This window comes from Streptomyces albidoflavus (assembly GCF_000719955.1).
Lineage (GTDB): Bacteria > Actinomycetota > Actinomycetes > Streptomycetales > Streptomycetaceae > Streptomyces > Streptomyces albidoflavus.
Genome location: NZ_JOII01000009.1, coordinates 1 through 19,047, shown reverse-complemented (window position 1 = coordinate 19,047; position 19,047 = coordinate 1). Strand labels below are relative to the sequence as shown.

Annotated in this window: 20 protein-coding genes and 3 tRNA genes; 10 read left to right on the top strand and 13 right to left on the bottom strand. The window is 73.2% G+C overall.

The features are described 5' to 3' along the window. Positions 1–58: 58 nt before the first annotated feature. Positions 59–553, bottom strand: a complete 495-nt coding sequence (locus IF45_RS0112700) for an SSI family serine proteinase inhibitor (protein ID WP_008409100.1) — start codon at positions 551–553, stop codon at positions 59–61. Between the two features lie 204 nt (positions 554–757). On the opposite strand from IF45_RS0112700, the gene IF45_RS0112695 reads away from it, so the two are divergent. From IF45_RS0112695 to IF45_RS0112675, 5 genes are all read left to right on the top strand, one after another. Then, positions 758–848, top strand: a tRNA-Ser gene (locus IF45_RS0112695). A 297-nt stretch (positions 849–1,145) separates the two neighbouring features. Continuing rightward, a tRNA-Arg gene (locus IF45_RS0112690) sits at positions 1,146–1,218 on the top strand. A gap of 74 nt (positions 1,219–1,292) precedes the next feature. Then, positions 1,293–1,484, top strand: a complete 192-nt coding sequence (locus IF45_RS0112685; RefSeq protein ID WP_030307445.1) for a DUF6578 domain-containing protein — start codon at positions 1,293–1,295, stop codon at positions 1,482–1,484. A 31-nt stretch (positions 1,485–1,515) separates the two neighbouring features. After that, positions 1,516–2,394, top strand: coding sequence for a DUF2797 domain-containing protein (locus IF45_RS0112680; RefSeq protein WP_030307443.1), 879 nt, complete (start codon positions 1,516–1,518; stop codon positions 2,392–2,394). Positions 2,395–2,497: 103 nt separating this feature from the next. Further along, entirely contained in the window at positions 2,498–3,226 is a 729-nt protein-coding gene (locus tag IF45_RS0112675) for a winged helix-turn-helix transcriptional regulator (RefSeq protein ID WP_030307441.1), read from the top strand. A 26-nt stretch (positions 3,227–3,252) separates the two neighbouring features. Here the strand turns inward: IF45_RS0112675 and IF45_RS0112670 are convergent, their stop codons facing one another. Next, positions 3,253–4,122: an endonuclease/exonuclease/phosphatase family protein gene (locus IF45_RS0112670; RefSeq protein ID WP_030307439.1), complete on the bottom strand. Its 870-nt coding sequence runs from the start codon at positions 4,120–4,122 to the stop codon at positions 3,253–3,255. 128 nt (positions 4,123–4,250) lie between these two features. Here IF45_RS0112670 and IF45_RS0112665 point away from each other — a divergent pair, with 128 nt between their 5' ends. After that, on the top strand, positions 4,251–5,813 hold the full coding sequence (locus IF45_RS0112665) for an MFS transporter (protein ID WP_030307437.1): 1,563 nt from the start codon (positions 4,251–4,253) through the stop codon (positions 5,811–5,813). After that, entirely contained in the window at positions 5,803–6,630 is an 828-nt protein-coding gene (locus tag IF45_RS0112660) for a TetR/AcrR family transcriptional regulator (RefSeq protein WP_030307435.1), read from the top strand. The genes IF45_RS0112665 and IF45_RS0112660 overlap by 11 nt, the downstream gene beginning before the upstream one ends. Positions 6,631–6,663: 33 nt before the next feature. On the opposite strand, the gene IF45_RS0112655 is transcribed toward IF45_RS0112660, so the two are convergent. The 4 genes from IF45_RS0112655 to IF45_RS0112640 form a co-directional block, all read right to left on the bottom strand. Then, complete coding sequence (locus IF45_RS0112655; protein ID WP_008409107.1) at positions 6,664–7,125, bottom strand: PPOX class F420-dependent oxidoreductase; 462 nt, start codon at positions 7,123–7,125, stop codon at positions 6,664–6,666. 143 nt (positions 7,126–7,268) lie between these two features. Further along, positions 7,269–8,090: a YceI family protein gene (locus IF45_RS0112650; RefSeq protein ID WP_003949490.1), complete on the bottom strand. Its 822-nt coding sequence runs from the start codon at positions 8,088–8,090 to the stop codon at positions 7,269–7,271. Positions 8,091–8,632: 542 nt separating this feature from the next. Then, positions 8,633–11,056, bottom strand: a complete 2,424-nt coding sequence (locus tag IF45_RS0112645) for an MFS transporter (RefSeq protein ID WP_481000428.1) — start codon at positions 11,054–11,056, stop codon at positions 8,633–8,635. Between the two features lie 197 nt (positions 11,057–11,253). Then, the gene (locus IF45_RS0112640) at positions 11,254–11,757 is read right to left on the bottom strand and encodes a MarR family winged helix-turn-helix transcriptional regulator (RefSeq protein WP_008409110.1); all 504 of its coding nucleotides are present in this window, start codon (positions 11,755–11,757) and stop codon (positions 11,254–11,256) included. A 297-nt stretch (positions 11,758–12,054) separates the two neighbouring features. On the opposite strand from IF45_RS0112640, the gene IF45_RS32295 reads away from it, so the two are divergent. Next, positions 12,055–12,264 carry a hypothetical protein gene (locus IF45_RS32295; RefSeq protein ID WP_030307430.1) on the top strand — a complete coding sequence of 70 codons (210 nt, stop codon included), beginning with the start codon at positions 12,055–12,057 and terminating at the stop codon, positions 12,262–12,264. A 172-nt stretch (positions 12,265–12,436) separates the two neighbouring features. On the opposite strand, the gene IF45_RS0112630 is transcribed toward IF45_RS32295, so the two are convergent. The 3 genes from IF45_RS0112630 to IF45_RS33290 form a co-directional block, all read right to left on the bottom strand. Continuing rightward, entirely contained in the window at positions 12,437–13,459 is a 1,023-nt protein-coding gene (locus IF45_RS0112630) for an RNA polymerase sigma factor SigF (protein ID WP_003949494.1), read from the bottom strand. 231 nt (positions 13,460–13,690) lie between these two features. After that, positions 13,691–14,575 carry an RNA polymerase sigma factor SigF gene (locus tag IF45_RS0112625; RefSeq protein ID WP_003949495.1) on the bottom strand — a complete coding sequence of 295 codons (885 nt, stop codon included), beginning with the start codon at positions 14,573–14,575 and terminating at the stop codon, positions 13,691–13,693. Positions 14,576–14,937: 362 nt separating this feature from the next. Then, entirely contained in the window at positions 14,938–15,114 is a 177-nt protein-coding gene (locus IF45_RS33290; RefSeq protein WP_003949496.1) for a hypothetical protein, read from the bottom strand. A 286-nt stretch (positions 15,115–15,400) separates the two neighbouring features. Here IF45_RS33290 and IF45_RS0112615 point away from each other — a divergent pair, with 286 nt between their 5' ends. Continuing rightward, the gene (locus IF45_RS0112615; protein WP_086014545.1) at positions 15,401–16,111 is read left to right on the top strand and encodes a TetR/AcrR family transcriptional regulator; all 711 of its coding nucleotides are present in this window, start codon (positions 15,401–15,403) and stop codon (positions 16,109–16,111) included. 61 nt (positions 16,112–16,172) lie between these two features. Here IF45_RS0112615 and IF45_RS0112610 read toward each other — a convergent pair. The 4 genes from IF45_RS0112610 to IF45_RS0112595 form a co-directional block, all read right to left on the bottom strand. After that, positions 16,173–16,257: transfer RNA gene (locus IF45_RS0112610), tRNA-Ser, on the bottom strand. Between the two features lie 66 nt (positions 16,258–16,323). After that, positions 16,324–16,830 carry a tRNA adenosine(34) deaminase TadA gene (gene tadA / locus IF45_RS0112605; RefSeq protein WP_008409112.1) on the bottom strand — a complete coding sequence of 169 codons (507 nt, stop codon included), beginning with the start codon at positions 16,828–16,830 and terminating at the stop codon, positions 16,324–16,326. Between the two features lie 41 nt (positions 16,831–16,871). After that, complete coding sequence (locus IF45_RS0112600; protein ID WP_003949499.1) at positions 16,872–17,414, bottom strand: tRNA adenosine deaminase-associated protein; 543 nt, start codon at positions 17,412–17,414, stop codon at positions 16,872–16,874. A 266-nt stretch (positions 17,415–17,680) separates the two neighbouring features. Then, on the bottom strand, positions 17,681–18,019 hold the full coding sequence (locus tag IF45_RS0112595; RefSeq protein ID WP_370443952.1) for a hypothetical protein: 339 nt from the start codon (positions 18,017–18,019) through the stop codon (positions 17,681–17,683). A 249-nt stretch (positions 18,020–18,268) separates the two neighbouring features. Between IF45_RS0112595 and upp the strand changes: the two genes are divergently transcribed. After that, positions 18,269–18,904: a uracil phosphoribosyltransferase gene (gene upp / locus IF45_RS0112590; RefSeq protein ID WP_003949500.1), complete on the top strand. Its 636-nt coding sequence runs from the start codon at positions 18,269–18,271 to the stop codon at positions 18,902–18,904. Positions 18,905–19,047 lie beyond the last annotated feature (143 nt).

The following is a 19,047-nucleotide window of genomic DNA, read 5'->3' as shown; positions in this document are numbered from 1 at the left end:
GGTGCCGGATGAGAGGGAGGTCGCACGGAGGAGGTGTGTGCCTTGTGCGCGGGTCGCGTCATGATCCGGTCGAAGGCAGGACGGGAACGAGCCGGTCCCACCGCGCGATCCGGCAGCCGTCCGTACGCGCGAACGAGGCGTCCACGGCCCGCCCCCGCCAGCTCCCTTCGACGCGCGCCGTCGCGTCCCCGCCGTACTGCATGGTGCACATGGCGTCCCTCGGCACCGGCGCGAACGGGTCCTGGCCCTGGGCCGCCAGCTCCGCCAGCCGCCCGCACGCTCCCTTCACGTCCGGGTGGTCTCCCCCGGCGGGCCGGCACCGCAGGACGTACGTCCCGTCCCCCGCCCCCGCGTCCCGCACGGTCACCGTCAGCCGGTCCTGCCCCGCACCGAAGCCGGGCCCCGCACCGAGCCCCGGCACCTTGACCGACGGCACCCCGACCGACGGCAGTACGGGGCCGCCGGGCCCGGAGTGCGCCTGCGCGGCGGGCGGGACGGTACCCAGCAGGGCGGCGGCCGAGGCGGCGAGAACGAGGGCGGTACGGCGCAGCAAGGGGGCTCCAGGTCGTCCGGTACAGATCGCCGGGCACTCCGGCGCCCTGCCTAACGCCCCACGGCCGCCGACGTTCCGCTTACGCACCGCGCCAAGAATGCTTTGCCCTGCGGGCATCACGCCTAGTACCTTGGGTGGCGATTGGTGACGGGCCACCTGGCTGTGTCATCATCTGGACGCACCTTCGCCACGCGAGGGTGTGCTGGAGGCGTCGCCTAGTCCGGTCTATGGCGCCGCACTGCTAATGCGGTTTGGGGTTTACCCCCCATCGAGGGTTCAAATCCCTCCGCCTCCGCCTCACCGAAGCCCCGATCGCCCAGCGGTCGGGGCTTCGTCGTGTCCGGAAGAAGAAGAGCCGCGCCGCGAGGCTTGCCTTCCGACGCCGCCCAGAAGCGGAATCCCCGCGCTCACCCCCGCCGACACCCCGAAACCGCCCCTCGGCCCCACGGCCGGCCCGACTTCCCACCTCAGCCCGTCTGAACGTTTCCGCAGGTCAGGCGGGGTGGGCTAATCGGATTTCGCCTCACGCCGCAGGTGGGGTAATGTTGTCCACGCAACGCCGACCGGGGCGAAAAAAACCCGGGAAGCACAAGCACTCGTAGCTTAACGGATAGAGCATCTGACTACGGATCAGAAGGTTGCAGGTTCGAATCCTGCCGAGTGCACAGCAGGCGAGAGGCCCCCAGGAGAGATCCTGGGGGCCTCTCGTGTTGTCAGTGGTGCGGCGGAGAATGGCCGGGTGACTGTGACGATCCGGATCGACGGCTGGCAGATGCAGTGCTGTGGGGTGTGCTTTCGGGCTGGGGTTGTCGTCGAGTGGCCGGTGGTCGAGGCCGATATCGAGGATCATGCGGGTGCCGGGTGGGCGGTGGAGCGGCCCGGGGTCGGCTTTGTCGGGTACCTGGTGACCGCCGAGCCCGTGGTGGGGTGACGGCGTGGGGACTGCGTGGTGGTGCACAGGGATGGGGTGGCGGGAGGGCCTGCCTGTGCTCGGGTGGTGGGGCGAAGGGCGTGGGGAGCGGGGGAGTGCGCTGAGGGTCGGGGAAGGGCTGGGGTTTCGGGTGGCGGGGGTGCGGCGGTGTCTCGGGGTGTGGCGGGGTGGGCGGCGGACCGTCTGTCCGGAGCGGGCCGAGGTGGGGGCCGGGAGTACGCGGGCGCAGTGTGAGGGGTGTGCGCGGCTGGACCGGGCGCGGTCGGTGGCGGCGGACACGATGGCGGATGATCCGCGGGCGTATGCCGTGTATCTGGCGTGGTTCGGGCCGGGGATGGTGAAGGTCGGGATCACGCGGGAGGACCGGGGAGCGGCGCGGCTGTTGGAGCAGGGGGCGGTGGCGTTCGCCTGGCTCGGGCGAGGGCCGTTGATGGCGGCGCGGCGGGCGGAGGAGTTGTTGCGGTCGGCGTTGGGGGTGCCGGACCGGGTGTCGTACGCGCGGAAGCGGGCGGTGCGGGGGGAGTTGCCGCCGGCCGGGGTGCGGGCGGCGGAGCTGGCGGAGTGGCACGGGCGGGCGGTGGGGCTGGCCGGGTGGCCGGAGGCGCTGGAGCGGGCGGAGTTCGCGGTGGTGGACCACGGCGTGGTGTTCCGGCTGGCGGAGGCCGAGTGGGGCGGGGCCGGGGCGCTGGTGGGCGGGTTGCGGGACGGGGCTGTCGTGGCCGGGCGGTTGGTGGGGGCGGCCGGGCCCGATCTGCATCTGGCGCGGGAGGGGAGCCGGGGGGCTGTGCTGGTGGTCGACACGAGGTTGATGGCCGGGTGGCAGTTGGAGGCGGTGGGGGAGGGGGCGGTCACCGACGGGGTGGAGGTGCGGGCGCTGGAGCCGGCGCATCGGCAGGGCGGGTTGTTCTGAGCGAGGCGCGTGGGCGCTGTCCCCGCGATTCTCAGCGGAATCATAGGTTCCACTCAGTGGCCTCTCACGGCCCCCGGCCACGCTGGCGCTCATGAGCCTGACGATGGGTACGGAGCAGATCGCGGCGGCGCGGCGGGAGTCGGTGCCGGCAGGGGCGGCACGGCAGGAGTCGGTGTCCGGAGGCGCGGTGCGGCGGGAGTCCGGTGCGGTGGCGGCGGCCGTGCGGGTGTTGCTGGTGGCCGGGGGTGGTGACGGGCGGGCGCTCGGGGTGGCTTTGCGGGGGGAGGGGTGGTGCGTGGTGAGTGCGGGGGTGGAGTTCGTGGCCGTGGCGCGGGAGTTCCGGCCCGATGTCGTCGTGCTGCACGGGATTCCGGCGGATCTGCGGGGGCGGCTCGCGCAGCTGGAGGAGGTGGTGCCCGAGGTGCCGGTGCTCTTCGTGAGCGGGGACGTGGCGCGGGCGGTCGCGCGGGTGCGGGCGCTGGTGGAGTCGGCCGGGGAGCGGGCGCCGCACCTGGCCGTGGGGGACCTGGTGATGGACGAGGAGGGGCGGGAGGTCACGCGGGGCGGGGTGCCGGTGCGGCTCACCGCGACCGAGTTCGAGCTGCTGCGGTACCTCATGCGCAACCCGCGCCGGGTGCTGAGCAAGGCGCAGATCCTGGAGCGGGTCTGGGGCGCGGGCGCCGGGGCGCGCGGGAACCTGGTGGAGCTCTACATCTCGTACCTGCGGCGGAAGATCGACGTGGGGGCGGGGCGAGGGATGCCGATGATCCACACGCGGCGGGGGGCCGGGTACGTGCTGAAGGCGGCGGACCCGGGGGCGGATGCCCGTTAGGGCGCTCCGCCCCCGGGCCGGCGGCGTCAGCGGCGGGTGAGGTGGAGGTCGGCGACGACGGGGAGGTGGTCGGAGGCGATGCCGGTGGGGGCGGTCCACGCCCTGCGGAGGTCGATGCCGGCGCTGGTGGCGACGTAGTCGATGCGGCGGTCGGGTGCGGAGGCGGGGAAGGTCGGGGCGCCCGGGTCGGCGTCGCGCAAGGTGGCCCAGAGCGGGGTGAGTTCGGGGGCGTCGGGGCGGGCGTTGAAGTCGCCGAGGAGGAGGTGCGCGGGGCAGCGGAACGGGCAGGGGCGGTCCATCACCCGGAGCATGTCGGCGACCTGGGCGGCGCGGACGGCGGGGTCGGGGCGGTAGTCGAGGTGGGTGGCGTAGACGTCGAGGGGGATGCCGCGGACGGCGACGGTGGCCTGGAGGAAACCGGGGCCCGGTTCGGGGAGCGGGTTCTCGCCCTGGGTGGAGAGCCGGGTGATCTCGTGGTTGCGGACGCGGAGCACGGGGTGGCGGGAGAGCACGGCGACGCCGAACTCGCGGCGCGGGGGCGTGGTGCCGGCGGCGGGCTCGGGGTCGAGGCTGTAGATCGGCGCGAAAGCGACGTGCATTCCCAGCCGGTGGGCGAGTTCGCGGGCGAGATCGCGCCATTGGCTGCGCTCGCCCCAGTGCACGTCCACCTCCTGGAGGCCGATGACGTCGGCGTCGAGCGAGCGCAGCGCGCGTACCTGCCGGTCCAGGTCGAAGACCTCGTCCTCGCCCGCCCCCGCGTGGATGTTGTAGGTGGCGACGCGGAGTGGGACGGGGCGCGGGGTGGCCGGATGGGCGGTGGCCGAGGCGGTCAGGACGAGCCCGACGGCCAGAAGGAGAGGTACGACATGGCGTCTCAAAGCCAGGTGGATACGCATGATTGCCTCTTTTCCGGGTGAGGGGTGAGCCCGGGAAAGGTACCGGGGAGGCAGCGGTTTTACACCGTAGAAGGAGAGCTTTACGGTGTATAAGTGAGCCCGACCGCCCTCGAACCAGGAGCCCCCGGATGACGGCAGCCGCCGAGAGCCCGGCCCCCGCGCCCGCACCCGTCCCGACGACCGAGGCTCAGGGGCACCCCCAGCGCTGGCTGATCCTGGGGGTGATCTGCCTGGCCGAACTGGTGGTGCTGCTCGACAACACCGTGCTGACCGTGGCCATCCCCTCGCTCACCCGCGAACTGGCCGCCTCCACCTCCGACATCCAGTGGATGATCAACGCGTACGCGCTGGTCCAGTCGGGGCTGCTGCTCACCGCGGGCAACGCCGCCGACCGGTACGGGCGCCGCAAGATGCTCCTGACCGGCCTGGTGCTCTTCGGGATCGGGTCGGTGGTGGCGGGGCTCGCCACCACCTCCGCGCAGCTCATCGCGGCCCGCGCCGGGATGGGGGTGGGCGGCGCGCTGCTGCTGACCACCACCCTCGCGGTCGCCATGCAGATCTTCGCCCCGCACGAGCAGGCGCGGGCGATCGGCATCTGGGCGGCGGTCAACGCGCTCGGGTTCGCGGCCGGTCCGCTGATCGGCGGGGTGCTGCTCAACCACTTCTGGTGGGGCTCGATCTTCCTCATCAACGTGCCGGTCGTGCTGATCGGGCTCGTCGCCGTGGTCGCGCTGGTCCCGGAGTCGAAGAACCCGCGCGGCGACCGGCCCGACCTCGTCGGCGCGCTGCTCTCCACCGTCGGCATGACCTCGCTGGTCTACGCGATCATCTCCGGCCCCGAGCACGGCTGGAGCTCGGCGGCCGTACTGGCGGGGGCGGGGCTCGGCCTCGCCGTGCTGACCGGGTTCGTCCTGTGGGAACTGCGCATTCCGCACCCCATGCTCGACATGTCCTTCTTCCGCGACAAGCGGTTCACCGGCGCCGTCGCTGGCGCGGTGCTCATCACCTTCGGCATGGGCGGCTCGCTCTTCCTCCTCACCCAGCACCTGCAATTCGTGCTCGGCTACGGGCCGTTGGAGGCGGGTCTGCGGACGGCGCCGCTCGCGCTGACCGTCGTCGTCCTCAACTTCTCCGGGATCTCCGCCCGCTGGACCAAGCGGCTCGGCACCCCCGCCGCGATCGGCGTCGGCATGTCGATGCTGGCCGTCGGCGTGACCTCGATCGCCCTGTTCGCCTCGGACGGGTACGCCGGGGTGCTGGCGGGTCTGCTCTTCATCGGCGTGGGCTGCGCCATCGCCAACCCGGCCATGGCGCTGGCCATCATGAGCTCCATCCCGAAGGAGAAGGCCGGTGTCGGCGCCGGGATCAACGGCACCCTCGCGGAGTTCGGCAACGGGCTCGGGGTGGCGGTCCTCGGTGCCGTGCTCAACTCCCGGTTCGCGGCCCTGCTCGGGGCCGGCGCGGCCGGGTCGTTCCCGGCGGCGATGGCGGCGGCCGACTCCGGCGCGGCGCGGGAGCGGGTCACCGACTCGTTCTCGACGGGCCTGTCCACCAGCCAGTTCGTCGGCGCCGCCGCCGTCCTCACCGGCGGCCTGCTCGCCGCGTACCTGCTGAGCCGCGCCGAGCGCGCCGCCGGGCCGGAGCCCGTCCCGGCCGGGAAGTCCGAGGAGGGAGCCTCCCGTGTCGCGTGAACCCGGCCGCCCCGCCACCGGCGAACCCGCCGCCGGAGCCGGTGGACCCGGTGAACCCGGAGAGCCGCTGCCGCCCCGGCCCAGCATCTGGCTGGCCGCCGACGAGGAGCCGGCGAAACCGGCCAGGTCCGCCGCCCGCAACGGGCTCGACCGGGAGCGGATCACCGAGGCGTCGGTGCGGCTGCTGGACGCCGAGGGGCTGGCCAAGTTCTCGATGCGGCGCCTCGCGGGCGAGATGGGCGTCACCGCGATGTCCCTGTACTGGTACGTCGACACCAAGGACGACCTGCTGGAACTCGCCCTCGACGCGGCCTTCGCCGAGCTGGCGGGGGCGGGCACGGAGGGCGGGGCGGACGACTGGCGCGCGGAGTTGCGCGCCCTGTCCGCCGGGTACCGGGCCCTGCTCGTCCGCCACCCCTGGGCGTCGGCGCTGGCGGGCACGTACCTCAACATCGGGCCGCACTCGATGGCGTTCGCGCGCCGGCTGCGCCAGGTGCTGGCCCGGACCGGCCTGGGACCGGAGCGGCAGCAGGGCGCCATGGAGGCCGTCTCGCAGTTCGTCTACGGCTTCGGCACCGCCGAGGGCCACTACGTCGAACGGTCGCGGGAGGCGGGGATGACGCAGGACGCCTACTTCCGCCACGCGATGGGCTCGATCCGCCGGCACCCGGGCCTGGAGGGCGACTTCACCGAGCCGGGCCGGCTGCGGGCCGAGCGCGGCGGGCACACCGTGGAGGAGATGCGCGAGCGGGACTTCGCCACCGCCCTCGACCTGCTGGTCGCCGGGATCGAGGCGATGGTGGCCCGGGAGGAGTGACGGGACCCGCGCCCGGCGGGCCCCGCCCGCGCCTCAGGCCAGCCGGGCCGGGAAGCCGCCGGTGGCGACCGGGCCCCAGCGCTCCGGGGTGATCCGGATCAGGGACTTGCCCTGCTTCAGCATGGCGGCGCGGTACTCGTCCCAGTCCGGGTGCTCCCCGGAGATCACCCGGAAGTACTCGACGAGCGGCTCGACCGAGTCCGGGGCGTCGATCACCTCGGCGGTGCCGTCGATCTGGACCCAGGGCCCGTTCCACTCGTCGCTCAGCACGACCACGCTGACCTTCGGATTCCGCTGCGCGTTACGGGTCTTGGCGCGCTCCGGGTAGGTCGAGACGACGATCCGGCCCTCGCCGTCGACCCCGCAGGTCAGCGGGGAGGCCTGCGGGGAGCCGTCGGCACGGGCGGTGAGCAGGAGGGCCCGGTGCCTCGGCCGGACGAAGTCCAGCAATTCGGCGCGGTCGACCCGGGTGTTGGTGGCGATGGAGGGAGACATGGCCGCACCTTACGCGGGGCTCCCCCGCCTGAGCGTGCGACGCCCGGAGCGGGAAAAATCAGCCCGGCCGGCGCTTGAGGCCATCTTTGACCGGCACCCGGATCGAGGGCGAGCCGTGATCTCAGCCCGCCCGGCCGGAAGACTCAGCCCGGCAGGGTGTCCCCCTGCACGGCCTGGATGTCCATCTCCACCCGGAGCTTGGTGCCGATCGCCGAGATCCCCGCCTGGATGACCTGGTTGTAGTTCATCGCGAAGTCCTCGCGGCGCAGTTCGGCGGTGGCGGTGAAGGCGGCGCGGGTGCCGCCCCAGGGGTCGGAGCCGGTGCCGAGGTAGCGCAGGTCGAGGTCGACCGGGCGGGAGACGCCGTGCATCCGCAGGTCGCCGTGGACGGTCCAGCGGTCCTCGCCCGCGACCTCGATGCCGGAGCTGAGGTAGGTGATCTGCGGGTAGTTGACCACGTCGAGGAAGTCCGGGGACTTCAGGTGCCCGTCGCGCATCTGGTTGCCGGTGTCGATCGAGGCGGCCTGGATGACCGCCTCCACGCGGGACTTGGACCAGCCGTCCTCCCCGCCGACCTCGATCCGGGCGGTGAAGTCGGTGAACCGGCCGCGCACGCTGGAGATCCCCAGGTGCTGGGCGACCGCGCCGACCGTCGAGTGGGCCGGGTCGACCGTCCAGGTGCCGGGCGCGGGCAGCTCGGTGCCGCCCTGCCGGGTGAGCACGATGGTGCCCGCGTCGGCCCTGCCGCCCGCGCCGACCAGCGCGGTGGAGGCCGAGGGTCCGTAGCCGACCGCCGTGACGATGACCGTGTACGGGCCGGGGACCAGCTCGGCCGCCTCCTCGACCAGGCCGTCCGTGTCGGCGTCGGCACGGATGACCTGGCGTCCGGTCATGTCCGTGACGGTGACGACGGCGTGGGGCACTGCCCATCCGTCGCGCGTCCGAATCCGTGCGGTGAGTCCCATCCGGTCTCTCTCCTTGCGCAGTTCCGCTGTTCTCGGTGTGCGGCCGCCGCTCTCGGCGCCGTCCGCCCGATGTCCCTGTCCGCCCTGGTGCCGCCCGGGCCCGTGGCCCGGTGGCCGCCTGGCGGGAAGTCTGTGCGCCGGCGGTCCCGCCGCCCGCGCGCCCCCGTGTCCGCCCCGTCGCCGCCGCCCCCGCAGCGTGTCACCCCCCGGCCGCCCCCGGCGCCCCCCCGGCTCCCGCCCGGGTGAGGCCCCGCCTTCCGCTCCCGTACGACTCCTCCGTACCGAAACGGTTCGCCCCCGGCACCCCATTCGCCCCGAGGCGACCCTTACGGGTGGAACCGTGCCGTGGTCCGGGGGCCCGGCCTGGTAGAGCGACGACGGGCCCCGGACGTGGCGGACCGGCCGTCCCCTGCCGGTCCGCCGCGCTGTCCGGGGCCCTTCCACGGGTTCTGCCCGGCGCCTCCGCTGGGGACGCCCGCCGGACCCGTGGCCTGTGGCCGCGCCCGGCGCCGCTCACGAGGAGGGCGCCGGGCGCGGGCGGGTCACTCGCCGGGGTGGGCGAGTTCGATGTCGTGCCCGTCGGTGCCGGGCCCGCTGAGGGTGACCGCGGTGGCCACCGGCGGGTAGCCGGTCGCGATCACGGTGTACTCGCCGCCGTCGAGGTCGGCGAAGCCGTAGGCCCCGTCCTCGGCGGTGGTGCGGGAGGCGACCACGTTGCCCGCGGCGTCGACCAGGGTGACGCGCACCCCGGCCAGCGGGCCGCCGGCGGCCCGGACGACACCCTGGACGCGGGCCCCGGTGTGCAGGGCGACCTCGACGTGGGTGACGCCGGTGGCGCCGATCTCGACCGGGAGCGCCGCCGGGCGGTGGCCCTCGGCGTTGACCGTGATCGTGACCGGGCCGGGCACCAGCTCGGTGAAGGTGAACGCGCCGGCCTCGTCACTGGCACCGGTGGCCAGCACGTCGCCGCGCACGTCGGTGACGATCACCATGGCTCCGGCGACCGGGCCGCCGTTCTCGGCACGGACCGTGCCGGTCAGGCCGCTGGTCCCGCTGAGCAGGATGTCGTAGCCGAGCGGCTGCTCGCCCACCACCACGGTGCTGGCCTGCGGCTGGAAGCCGTCGGCCGAGGCGATCAGCACGTAGCTGCCGGGCTCGGGGGCGTCCAGCGCGTAGGAGCCGTCGCCCTGGGCGACCGCGCGGCCGAGCTGGCGGCCGCCGAGCGAGATCAGCGTGACGGTGGCGTGGACCACCGGCGCCTCCTCCGCGCCCCGGACCGTGCCGTGGACGGTGATGCCGTTCGAGGCGGGCGGGGCCGTCTCGTACGCCGGTGCCTGGCCTGCGACGGTGCCGAGCGCGGTGGTCTCCGCGGTGGCGGCGCCGACGGCGGCCGGGACGCGGGCCTCGGCCGGAGCCGGGACCGGGGCGGTCTGCCCGCCCTCGCTCTCGGTCTGGGCCAGGGCGCCCTGGGTCCGCAGCGGGACCTCCTTGATGAAGATCGCGGCGATCAGGGCGAGGGCCGCGATCGGGGCGCCGATCAGGAAGACGTCCGCGACACCGTGGCCGTAGGCCGACTCGAAGACGGTCCGGATCGGGGCCGGCATGGCGTCCAGGTCGGGGAAGCCGCCGCTGGAGCCGCCGCCCTGCTGGGCCGCCGCGGCGGCCTTCGGGCCGAGCGCGGTGAGGCCGTCGGTCACGTAGTCGGTGATCTTGGTGGCCATGACGGCGCCGAGCGCCGAGACGCCGACCGCACCGCCGAGCGAGCGGAAGAAGGTGACGACGGAGCTGGCGGAGCCGAGGTCCGAGGGGGCCACCTGGTTCTGGGTGCAGAGCACGAGGTTCTGCATCATCATGCCGACGCCCAGACCCATCAGCGCCATGAAGAGCGCGATGTGCCAGTACGGGGTGTCGTAGCGGATGGAGCCCAGCAGGCCGAGGCCCGCGGTGAGCAGCACCGCGCCGGAGACCAGCCACGCCTTCCAGCGGCCGTTCTTGGTGATGATGATGCCGGAGGCGGTGGAGGAGACGAAGATGCCCGCGATCATCGGAATCGTCATGACACCGGACATCGTCGGCGACTCGCCGCGCGCCAGCTGGAAGTACTGGCTGAAGAAGACGGTGCCGGAGAACATCGCGATACCGACGAAGAGCGAGGCCAGCGAGGCCAGGGTGATCGTGCGGTTGCGGAAGAGCCGCAGCGGCATGATCGGCTCGGTGGCCTTCGACTCGACCAGGATGAAGATCAGGGCCAGCACGATGGAGCCGCCGACCATGACACCGGTCTGCCACGACATCCAGTCGTACTTGTCACCGGCGAAGGTCACCCAGATCAGCAGCAGGCAGACCGCGGCGACGACGAAGAACGCGCCCAGCCAGTCGACCTTCACGTCCCGCTTGACCACGGGCAGCTTCAGGGTCTTCTGGAGCACGACCAGGGCGATCAGGGCGAAGGGCACGCCCACGTAGAAGCACCAGCGCCAGCCGAGCCACGAGGTGTCGGTGATGACGCCGCCGAGCAGCGGGCCGCCGACGGTGGCCACGGCGAAGGTGGCGCCGAGGTAGCCGCTGTACCGGCCGCGCTCACGCGGGGCGATCATGGCGGCCATGATGATCTGGGCCAGCGCGGCGAGACCGCCCGCGCCGATGCCCTGGACCGCCCGGCAGGCGATGAGCATGGCCGGGTCCTGCGACAGTCCCGCGACGACCGAGCCGATCGCGAAGATGACCAGGGCTATCTGGACCAGGACCTTCTTGTTGTAGAGGTCCGCGAGCTTGCCCCAGAGCGGCGTGGAGGCCGTCATGGTCAGCAGCGAGGCGGTGACGACCCAGGTGTAGGCGCTCTGGCCGCCGCCCAGGTCTCCGATGATCTTGGGCAGGGCGTTGGAGACGATCGTCGACGAGATGATCGCGGCGAACATGCCGAGCAGCAGCCCGGAGAGCGCCTCCATGATCTGCCGGTGCGACATGGGCGCACCGGCAGACGCCGCGGCGGCGCCGCCGTGCTTGGCGGCATGGCTGCCCCGCACACCTTCCGGCGTGGTTGTTGCCATGAAAATCCTTCTCTTACATCGTGCGCGGATGTACGTCCCCCGTCCGGACGGACACGGACGGCGGGCCGGTCCCCACCGCGGGTGCGGCCGGACCGGCCCGCCGCCCGCGCGTCCTAGAGGGACGTACGGGCGGTCGGCGGGTCGCTCGGTGCCGGCGCGGGCTCGTCGGTGAGCCGGCTCGGGATCGAGCGGCAGTCACCGAAGTCCTCGCGCAGGCGGCCGAGGAGCGAGATGAGCTGGTCGACTTCCTCGTCCGACCAGTTCTCCATGTAGTGGCCGAGCGCTCTGACGTAGCGCTCGGACAGCTCGGTCAGCAGGAGCTTGCCCTCGGGCGTGAGACGGAGGATCCGGGACCGGCGGTCCGACGGGTCCGGGGACCGGTCGAGCCAGCCACGGTCCGCCACGTGTGCCACATGACGGCTGGTGACCGACATGTCGACGGCCAGCAGCTCGGCCATCCGGCTCATCCGCATCTCGCCGTGCAGGTCGAGAAGGTTGAGTACCGCGATGGAACCGGGCGGGCAGTCGTTCGGCAGGACGCGGGCGAGTCCTCTTTTCACTGCTCCGATGGCGCTGAGCTGACGGGCCAGTTGCTCGTACTGGGACTGAGCAGCCATCGGCCTCTCCTGTTTGTTGCTTAGGGCAACGATAGAACTGGATGGTTGCCGCAGGCAAACGAAACTGGGGCAATCGCGCTAAAGAGTCGGCAAAGGTCTGGGGGTGCGGGTGCAAAGCCCGGGGGGCCTTTGGCAAAGACCCCGGACGCGCCTGGTGAACAGGCGATTCCGCACGGTACGACGCCCCCTCGCGACGCCCTCGCGGCACCCTCGCGCGCCGGCCCGCCGGGCCGGGCGAACCGGCCCACATCGCCCGAGGGTTGGGCGGGCGGCCCGGATTCGCTAGTGTCCTGGCCCATGGCACACAACCCCCAGTCGCCGCAGGGTCCCCAGGGTCACGACCCGGCCGGCAGTACGCAGATGTTCCGCGCTTTCGTCGACGAGCCCGGCCCCGCCGGACAGCAGACGCAGGCCACCCCGTCCTCCGGCCCCCGGGTCGGCCTGATCGTCGGCGTCGTCGCCGTGGTGGCGATCCTCGCCGCCGTCGCCTGGCTCGCCTTCTCGTGATCTTTGGAGCTTCGCTCGCCGCCGGGGCGCCACGCGCCCCTTTGGCTCCCGAAGCTCTGGCCTAGTCGCCGTTCTGGCAGGCACGGCAGGCCGGGCGGCAGACGCGCGTCCCTCTTCCCGAGGGGCGCGCTTCTTTCTGTGCGCACATGCGAAGGCGGCCGGGTGGAGGCGGTCAGTCCGCGATCAGGCCCTCGCGGAGCTGGGCCAGGGTGCGGGTGAGGAGGCGCGAGACGTGCATCTGGGAGATGCCGACCTCCTCGCCGATCTGCGACTGGGTCATGTTGGCGAAGAAGCGGAGCATGATGATCCGGCGCTCGCGCGGCGGCAGCTTGGCCAGCAGGGGCTTGAGCGACTCGCGGTACTCCACGCCCTCCAGCGCCGTGTCCTCGTACCCCAGGCGGTCCGCGAGGGAGCCCTCGCCGCCGTCGTCCTCGGGGGCCGGGGAGTCGAGCGAGGAGGCGGTGTAGGCGTTGCCCACGGCGAGGCCGTCGACGACGTCCTCCTCCGAGACGCCGAGCGCGTGCGCCAGCTCGGGCACGGTCGGGGAGCGGTCGAGCTTCTGGGCCAGCTCGTCGCTGGTCTTGGTGAGCGCGAGCCGCAGCTCCTGGAGGCGGCGCGGGACCCGCACCGACCAGCTGGTGTCCCGGAAGAACCGCTTGATCTCGCCGATCACCGTCGGCATCGCGAAGGTCGGGAACTCCACCCCGCGCTCGCAGTCGAACCGGTCGATCGCCTTGATCAGGCCGATGGTGCCGACCTGGACGATGTCCTCCATCGGCTCGTTCCGGCTGCGGAAGCGGGCCGCCGCGTACCGGACGAGGGGGAGGTTCAGTTCGATGAGGGTGTCGCGGACGTAGGCCCGCTCGGGGCTGTCCTGGCCGCCGGAGTCCTCCGCCGCCAGCTCGCGCAGGCGCAGGAAGAGGGAGCGGGAGAGGGTGCGCGTGTCGAGCGCGCCCGAGGGCTCGGGGAGGTCGGCCGGGACCGCCTCGTCGGCCTCCGGGAGCGGCGTGACCGTGTCCGCGGCGCCGGGGGGCCCGGCCGGGTGGGCGGCCTGCGCCGGCACCGTGGCCCGGAGCGCGTCTTCCTGACGGGTCGTCTCCGGCGGCAGGCCATGCGGGAATTCCGCACGGTCGAGCACACCGGGGGCACTCTTGCTGAGCGTGAGCACCTTCGAGCTGCCCTGTTCTGCGGACATGCCACCCCCTTGAGGTCGCGGACGGTCGCGGCGACGCCCTCGTCGAGGAACGCAGCCTCCACCTGAATACCGGCGGTGAGCCTGCGGCAAACGCCGTTCCCGCAGAATGTCACATGTCGGCAACACGCTGTAGCGGTAAGTCGACAAAAAACGGGGGAGTTGGCCCCGTAAACAGGGGGTGTGAGGGGTTTTCGCGCAGCCCGGGCCGCGAATCGAGTCAACCCGTTCCGGTTAGGGATCGATTCTGTTTGCGGATCTCAGCCGCGCGAAGCTCCGGGCCAGCAGACGCGAGACGTGCATCTGCGAGACGCCCAGCTCCGCGCTGATCTGGGACTGCGTCAGATTGCTGTAGTAGCGCAGCAGGAGGATGCGCTGCTCGCGCTCGGGGAGCTGGACCAGCAGGTGGCGGACGAGGTCGCGGTGTTCCACGCCGTCGAGCGCCGGGTCCTCGTAGCCGAGCCGGTCGAGCAGGCCCGGGAGCCCGTCGCCCTCCTGGGCCGCCTCCAGCGAGGTCGCGTGGTACGAGCGGCCGGCCTCGATGCAGGCGAGCACCTCGTCCTCGCTGATCCGCAGCCGCTCGGCGATCTCGGCGGTGGTCGGGGAGCGGCCGTGCGCGGTGGTGAGGTCCTCGGTGGCGCTGGTGACCTGCACCCACAGCTCGTGGAGCCGGCGCGGTACGTGGACGGTGCGGACGTTGTCCCGGAAGTACCGTTTGATCTCGCCGACCACCGTCGGCATCGCGAAGGTCGGGAACTGCACGCCCCGGTCCGGGTCGAACCGGTCGATGGCGTTGATCAGGCCGATGGTGCCGACCTGGACCACGTCCTCCATCGGCTCGTTCCGGCTGCGGAAGCGGGCGGCGGCGTACCGGACCAGGGGCAGGTTGGCCTCGATGAGGGCGCTGCGGACCCGGGCGTGCTCGGCGGTGCCCGGCTCCACCTCCTTGAGCTGGGAGAAGAGGAGCTGGGTGAGCGCGCGGGTGTCCGCCCCGCGTTTGCGCGCGGCCGGGTCGGAGGCGCGCCCCGGCCGGAAGGGCGCGCTGCGCTGCGTCCGCCCCGGGCCCGTCCCGGAACCGGGCACGGTTTCGGCGCCCGGGGCGGCTCCGGCGCCGGGCACGGTGTTCGCGCCGCCGGGGCCGGGACCGTCCTGGGGCGGTGCGTGAGGCGCGGTTCTGGCCGGCACGGGCAACGCCACCCCTTGATCGTCCACTATCCGTCAAAAGCGGTCATAGCATCACAAGACGGACGCACTGTGTGCAAGCACCGTATAAAGCCGTGTTGAGGGGCAAGTTGGCGCGATCGACGCAAACGTGCTGGAGCACGCGCGACGTGTGCGGAGTGTACGAGCACGGGGGTGCGCGCCGGGGTGCGCGGCGCACGCGGTGCCGCGTCCGGGGGCCGGAACGGGCGGACTCCCTCCGGATGGCCGCCGCCACTCGGGGGTGATGCCGGGCGAGCGGCATCCGGGGACGGGACCGGTCAGGAATTCCCGCCGTTGGCGATCCAGGTCATGAAGTCGCCGACCGCCGAGGCGGCGTTGGAGATGCCCTCGAAGCCCATCGTGACGTAGTCCCCGGCCGTGTCGGGGTCGCTGATGATCACGTACAGCACGAAGACCACCACCAAGTACAGCGCGACCTTCTTGGCTTGCACCACCCCTGCCGCCTCCCCTGGCGTCCGACTCTCCGTGCCGGGGACGCCCCGGCCGGCCGTCCCGGTTCCGCCACCCGACTGGTCGTCGGTGCGGCGGATCGCGGAAGTTTAACGCGATCAACCGATCATCGGCGGGTGCGGCGGGTGAGGTTTCTGGGACCAACGGCCCCGTGGAAGGGGTCGTTCTCCGCTCCCCGGGCGGCTCCTCGCCCGTCGCCGTCCCCTCCGACCCTCACTCGGCGGGCACGGCCCGGCCACCGCGACGAACATGTTCGTTACGCTCGGGGCCATGACCGCCAGAAGAGAGCCGACGAGCCGCCGGGACCGCCCGGCCAAGCCCGCCCTGTCCCGGCAGTGGATCGTGGCGGCCGCCCTCGGGATCATGCGCGAGGAGGGGCTGGAGAAGGTCACGATGCGCCGCCTCGCCCAGGAGCTGGACACCGGCCCGGCCTCGCTCTACGTCTACGTGGCCAACACGGCGGCCCTGCACGCGGCGGTCCTGGACGCCCTGCTGGGCGACGTGGACCTGGCGGGGGACGACGAGGGCGGGGACGGCGGGGACGGCGACTGGCGCGAGCAGCTGCGCGCGGTGCTGCGTTCGTACACGCTCGTGCTCTTCGCCTATCCGCAGCTGGCCCGTTCCGCTCTGGTCGCGCGGCCGAGCGGCGAGAACTACCTGCGGCTGGTGGAGCGCGTGCTGGTGCTGCTCTCGCGCGGCGGGGCCGGGCGGGAACAGGCGGCCTGGGGGGTGGACACGCTGCTCCAGAACGCGACGGCCACCGCCGCCGAGCAGGCGACCCGGGAGAGCGACCCCGCCGCCACCGACGAGTGGAACGCCACCGTCCACACGCTGGGCGCCGCGAGCGAGGCCACCCACCCGGCGATCTCGGCGCACATGCCCGCGCTGGTCGCGGGGAGTCCCGAGGAGCGGTTCCGCTGGGGCTTCGACGTCCTGGTCAACGGCATCCTCGCCACGCCCGCCCCGGCCGTCGCGGAGTAGGGCGCCGGGCGCACGAAGAACCGCCCCCGGCCTGGCGTGCAGGTCGGGGGCGGTTCAGAGGCGGTAGCGGTGGGATTTGAACCCACGGTGACTTGCGCCACACTCGCTTTCGAGGCGAGCTCCTTCGGCCGCTCGGACACGCTACCGAGAGAGAGCTTAGACCATCGGGGGCCGTGGACCGAAATCCGTATCCCTCAGGCGGGCGCGGAAGGTCAGCGGGCGCGGAAGAACTCGGTCAGGAGCGCGGCGCAGTCGGCGGCCAGGACGCCCTCGATCACCTCGGGGCGGTGGTTGAGACGGCGGTCGCGGACCACGTCCCACAGGGAGCCGGCGGCTCCGGCCTTCTCGTCGCGGGCGCCGTAGACCACCCGGTCGACGCGGGACTGGACGGCGGCGCCCGCGCACATCGTGCACGGCTCCAGGGTGACGACCAGCGTGCAGTCGGTCAGCCGCCAGCGGCCCGAACGGGCGGCGGCCCGGCGCAGGGCGAGGATCTCGGCGTGCGCCGTCGGGTCGCCGTCCGCCTCCCGCTCGTTGTGGGCGGCCGAGAGCAGACGGCCGTCCGGGTCGAGGACGACGGCGCCCACCGGGACGTCGCCGCCGCGTCCCGCCCGCTGGGCCTCGGCGAGGGCCTGCCGCATGGCGGGTTCCCAGGGGGTGCGGACGGGGTCGGGGGCGGGGCCGGCCGGACCGGGCGGCTCCGGGCGTGTGCTCTTCACACTCGGAACCTACCGGCCCGGCCGTCCGGCCGCCCGCGCGGTCAGCGCACCGCCTCCAGCACCTCCGAGGCGCCGAGCACCTCGGCGATCTCGCCGAGCGCGTCGCCGGGGCGCAGGGCGCGCAGTTCCCCTTCGCCGACGCCGAGGTCGGCGAGGAGCCCGCCGTCCCCGAGGGGCCCGGCCCCGGCCTGGCCGTCCGGGTCACCGGAGTCGTAGGTGTCGTCGTCCTGGTCCTCGCGGTACGGCTCGCCCTCCTCCGTACCGTCGAGGTCGAGGTCGGCGAGGACGTCGTCGTCCTCGGGGGTGCGGCCGAGCAGTTCGTCGGTGAGCAGCATCTCCCCGTACGAGCTGCGGGCGGCCGCCGCGGCGTCGGAGACGTAGATCCGCGGGTCGTCCTCACCGTCCACCCGGACGATGCCGAACCACGTGTCCTCCTGCTCGATGTAGGCCAGGACCGTGTCGTCGTCCGTCGTGGCCTCGCGGGCCAGATCGGTGAGGTCCGACAGGGTCTCCACGTCGTCGAGGTCTGTGTCGCTCGCTTCCCACCCGACTTCGGTGCGCGCGAGCAGTGCGGCGAAGTACACCGTGACTCTCCCACTGTCCTAGGTGTGCCGGTCGGCGGTTCCTCCGGCGGAGGCAGGCGGGGTGCCCCGCCCACCGGAATCGTGGCAGAAAGGAACCCGTCAGGTGAGGTCTTCCGCGTGCCGTGTGCGCGTCGCGCGTCCGGCGGGGTGGATCGGGGGCGTCCGGGGGGCGCACCGGGCCGGGTACGGGAGCGCGGCGCGGCGGGTGCCGGGCCGGTGGGGCGTCTGGGGCGGGCGGGGTGCCGGCGGGCCGGCCCCGGCGGCCCTCACCAGCGGAACGTGCGCATCCGCATCTGCTGGCGCATCCGGGCGGCGCGGGCGCGGCGCGGCTGGACCCGGGCGCGCAGCTCCTTGGCCTCGGTCAGCTCGCGCAGGAACGCGGCCCGCCTGCGGCGTCGCTCGGCGTCGGACTCGGGCCCGGCGGGGCCCTCGGTGTCCGGTGCGGGCGGTGTGGGTGTCTCGGGGGCGCCCTCCGCCTGTGGGGCGCCCGTCGCGCGCCGGTGGCGGTCGGCCGGGCCGCCCTCGGTCTCCCGGGCGGGGGCGTGCTCCCGGGCGCGTTCGAGAGCCCGCTCACGGAGCCGGGCCCGGGCGCGGCGCCGGGACAGCTCCTCCTCGCGGTCACGGTCACGGCCGGGGCCGGGGGTGGCGTCGGGCACACCACCGCGGTCGCGGGCGTCGTCGCGCTCCGTGCGGCGTCCGTCCGGTTCCGGCATCAGGCCCCCGTCCCTGGGCTGCTGTTCACGCCCCCCGCGCGAGCCGGGGGAGCTTTCCTCCACTTTCCCCCGACGCGCCGCCTTGATGCCATCCCGGGCGCCAGGGATGCCCGCTCCGACCTGCCCGTTACTGTGGATGGCATGCGGATACACGTCGTCGACCACCCTCTGGTGGCGCACAAGCTCACCACGCTGCGCGACAAGCGCACCGATTCCCCCACTTTCCGTCGTCTGGCGGATGAGCTGGTCACCCTGCTCGCGTACGAGGCGACGCGGGACGTGCGCACCGAGCAGGTGGACATCGACACCCCGGTCGCGCGGACGACCGGCGTCAAGCTGTCGTACCCGCGTCCGCTGGTGGTGCCGATCCTGCGGGCCGGGCTCGGGATGCTCGACGGCATGGTGCGGCTGCTGCCCACCGCCGAGGTCGGCTTCCTCGGCATGATCCGCGACGAGTCGACGCTCCAGGCGTCCACCTACGCCGCGCGGATGCCGGAGGACCTCACCGGCCGGCAGGTCTACGTCCTCGACCCGATGCTGGCCACCGGCGGCACCCTGGTCGCCGCCATCAAGGAGATGATCCGGCGCGGCGCCGACGACATCACCGCCGTGGTGCTGCTGGCCGCCCCCGAGGGCGTCGAGATCATGGAGCGGGAGCTGGAGGGGACCCCGGTCACCGTCGTCACCGCCTCCGTCGACGAGCGGCTCAACGAGAACGGCTACATCGTCCCCGGCCTCGGCGACGCCGGCGACCGCATGTACGGCCAGGCCGACTGACGCGTTCCGCATACCGGCACACGGCCGCGCCCCCGGAGTCCTCAGGCGGGTTCTATTGATCCCCGCAACACCCTGGAGTTCAGGGAGTTGCGGGGGTCGTGGATTTTGAGGCGCTGAAGGCGAGGTTCTTCGAGGCGCTGGAC

Bases quoted from the DNA above. Each gene is read 5' to 3' on its own strand.
- IF45_RS0112645 (WP_481000428.1), bottom strand. From the start codon at position 11,056: ATGTCGCACCGGCAGATCATGGAGGCGCTCTCCGGGCTGCTGCTCGGC.
- upp (WP_003949500.1), top strand. From the start codon at position 18,269: ATGCGGATACACGTCGTCGACCACCCTCTGGTGGCGCACAAGCTCACC.
- IF45_RS0112675 (WP_030307441.1), top strand. From the start codon at position 2,498: ATGGGTACGGAGCAGATCGCGGCGGCGCGGCGGGAGTCGGTGCCGGCA.
- IF45_RS0112650 (WP_003949490.1), bottom strand. From the start codon at position 8,090: ATGGGACTCACCGCACGGATTCGGACGCGCGACGGATGGGCAGTGCCC.
- IF45_RS0112665 (WP_030307437.1), top strand. From the start codon at position 4,251: ATGACGGCAGCCGCCGAGAGCCCGGCCCCCGCGCCCGCACCCGTCCCG.
- IF45_RS0112680 (WP_030307443.1), top strand. From the start codon at position 1,516: ATGGGGTGGCGGGAGGGCCTGCCTGTGCTCGGGTGGTGGGGCGAAGGG.
- IF45_RS0112655 (WP_008409107.1), bottom strand. From the start codon at position 7,125: ATGTCTCCCTCCATCGCCACCAACACCCGGGTCGACCGCGCCGAATTG.
- IF45_RS0112640 (WP_008409110.1), bottom strand. From the start codon at position 11,757: ATGGCTGCTCAGTCCCAGTACGAGCAACTGGCCCGTCAGCTCAGCGCC.
- IF45_RS0112615 (WP_086014545.1), top strand. From the start codon at position 15,401: ATGACCGCCAGAAGAGAGCCGACGAGCCGCCGGGACCGCCCGGCCAAG.
- IF45_RS0112670 (WP_030307439.1), bottom strand. From the start codon at position 4,122: ATGCGTATCCACCTGGCTTTGAGACGCCATGTCGTACCTCTCCTTCTG.
- IF45_RS32295 (WP_030307430.1), top strand. From the start codon at position 12,055: ATGGCACACAACCCCCAGTCGCCGCAGGGTCCCCAGGGTCACGACCCG.
- IF45_RS0112630 (WP_003949494.1), bottom strand. From the start codon at position 13,459: ATGTCCGCAGAACAGGGCAGCTCGAAGGTGCTCACGCTCAGCAAGAGT.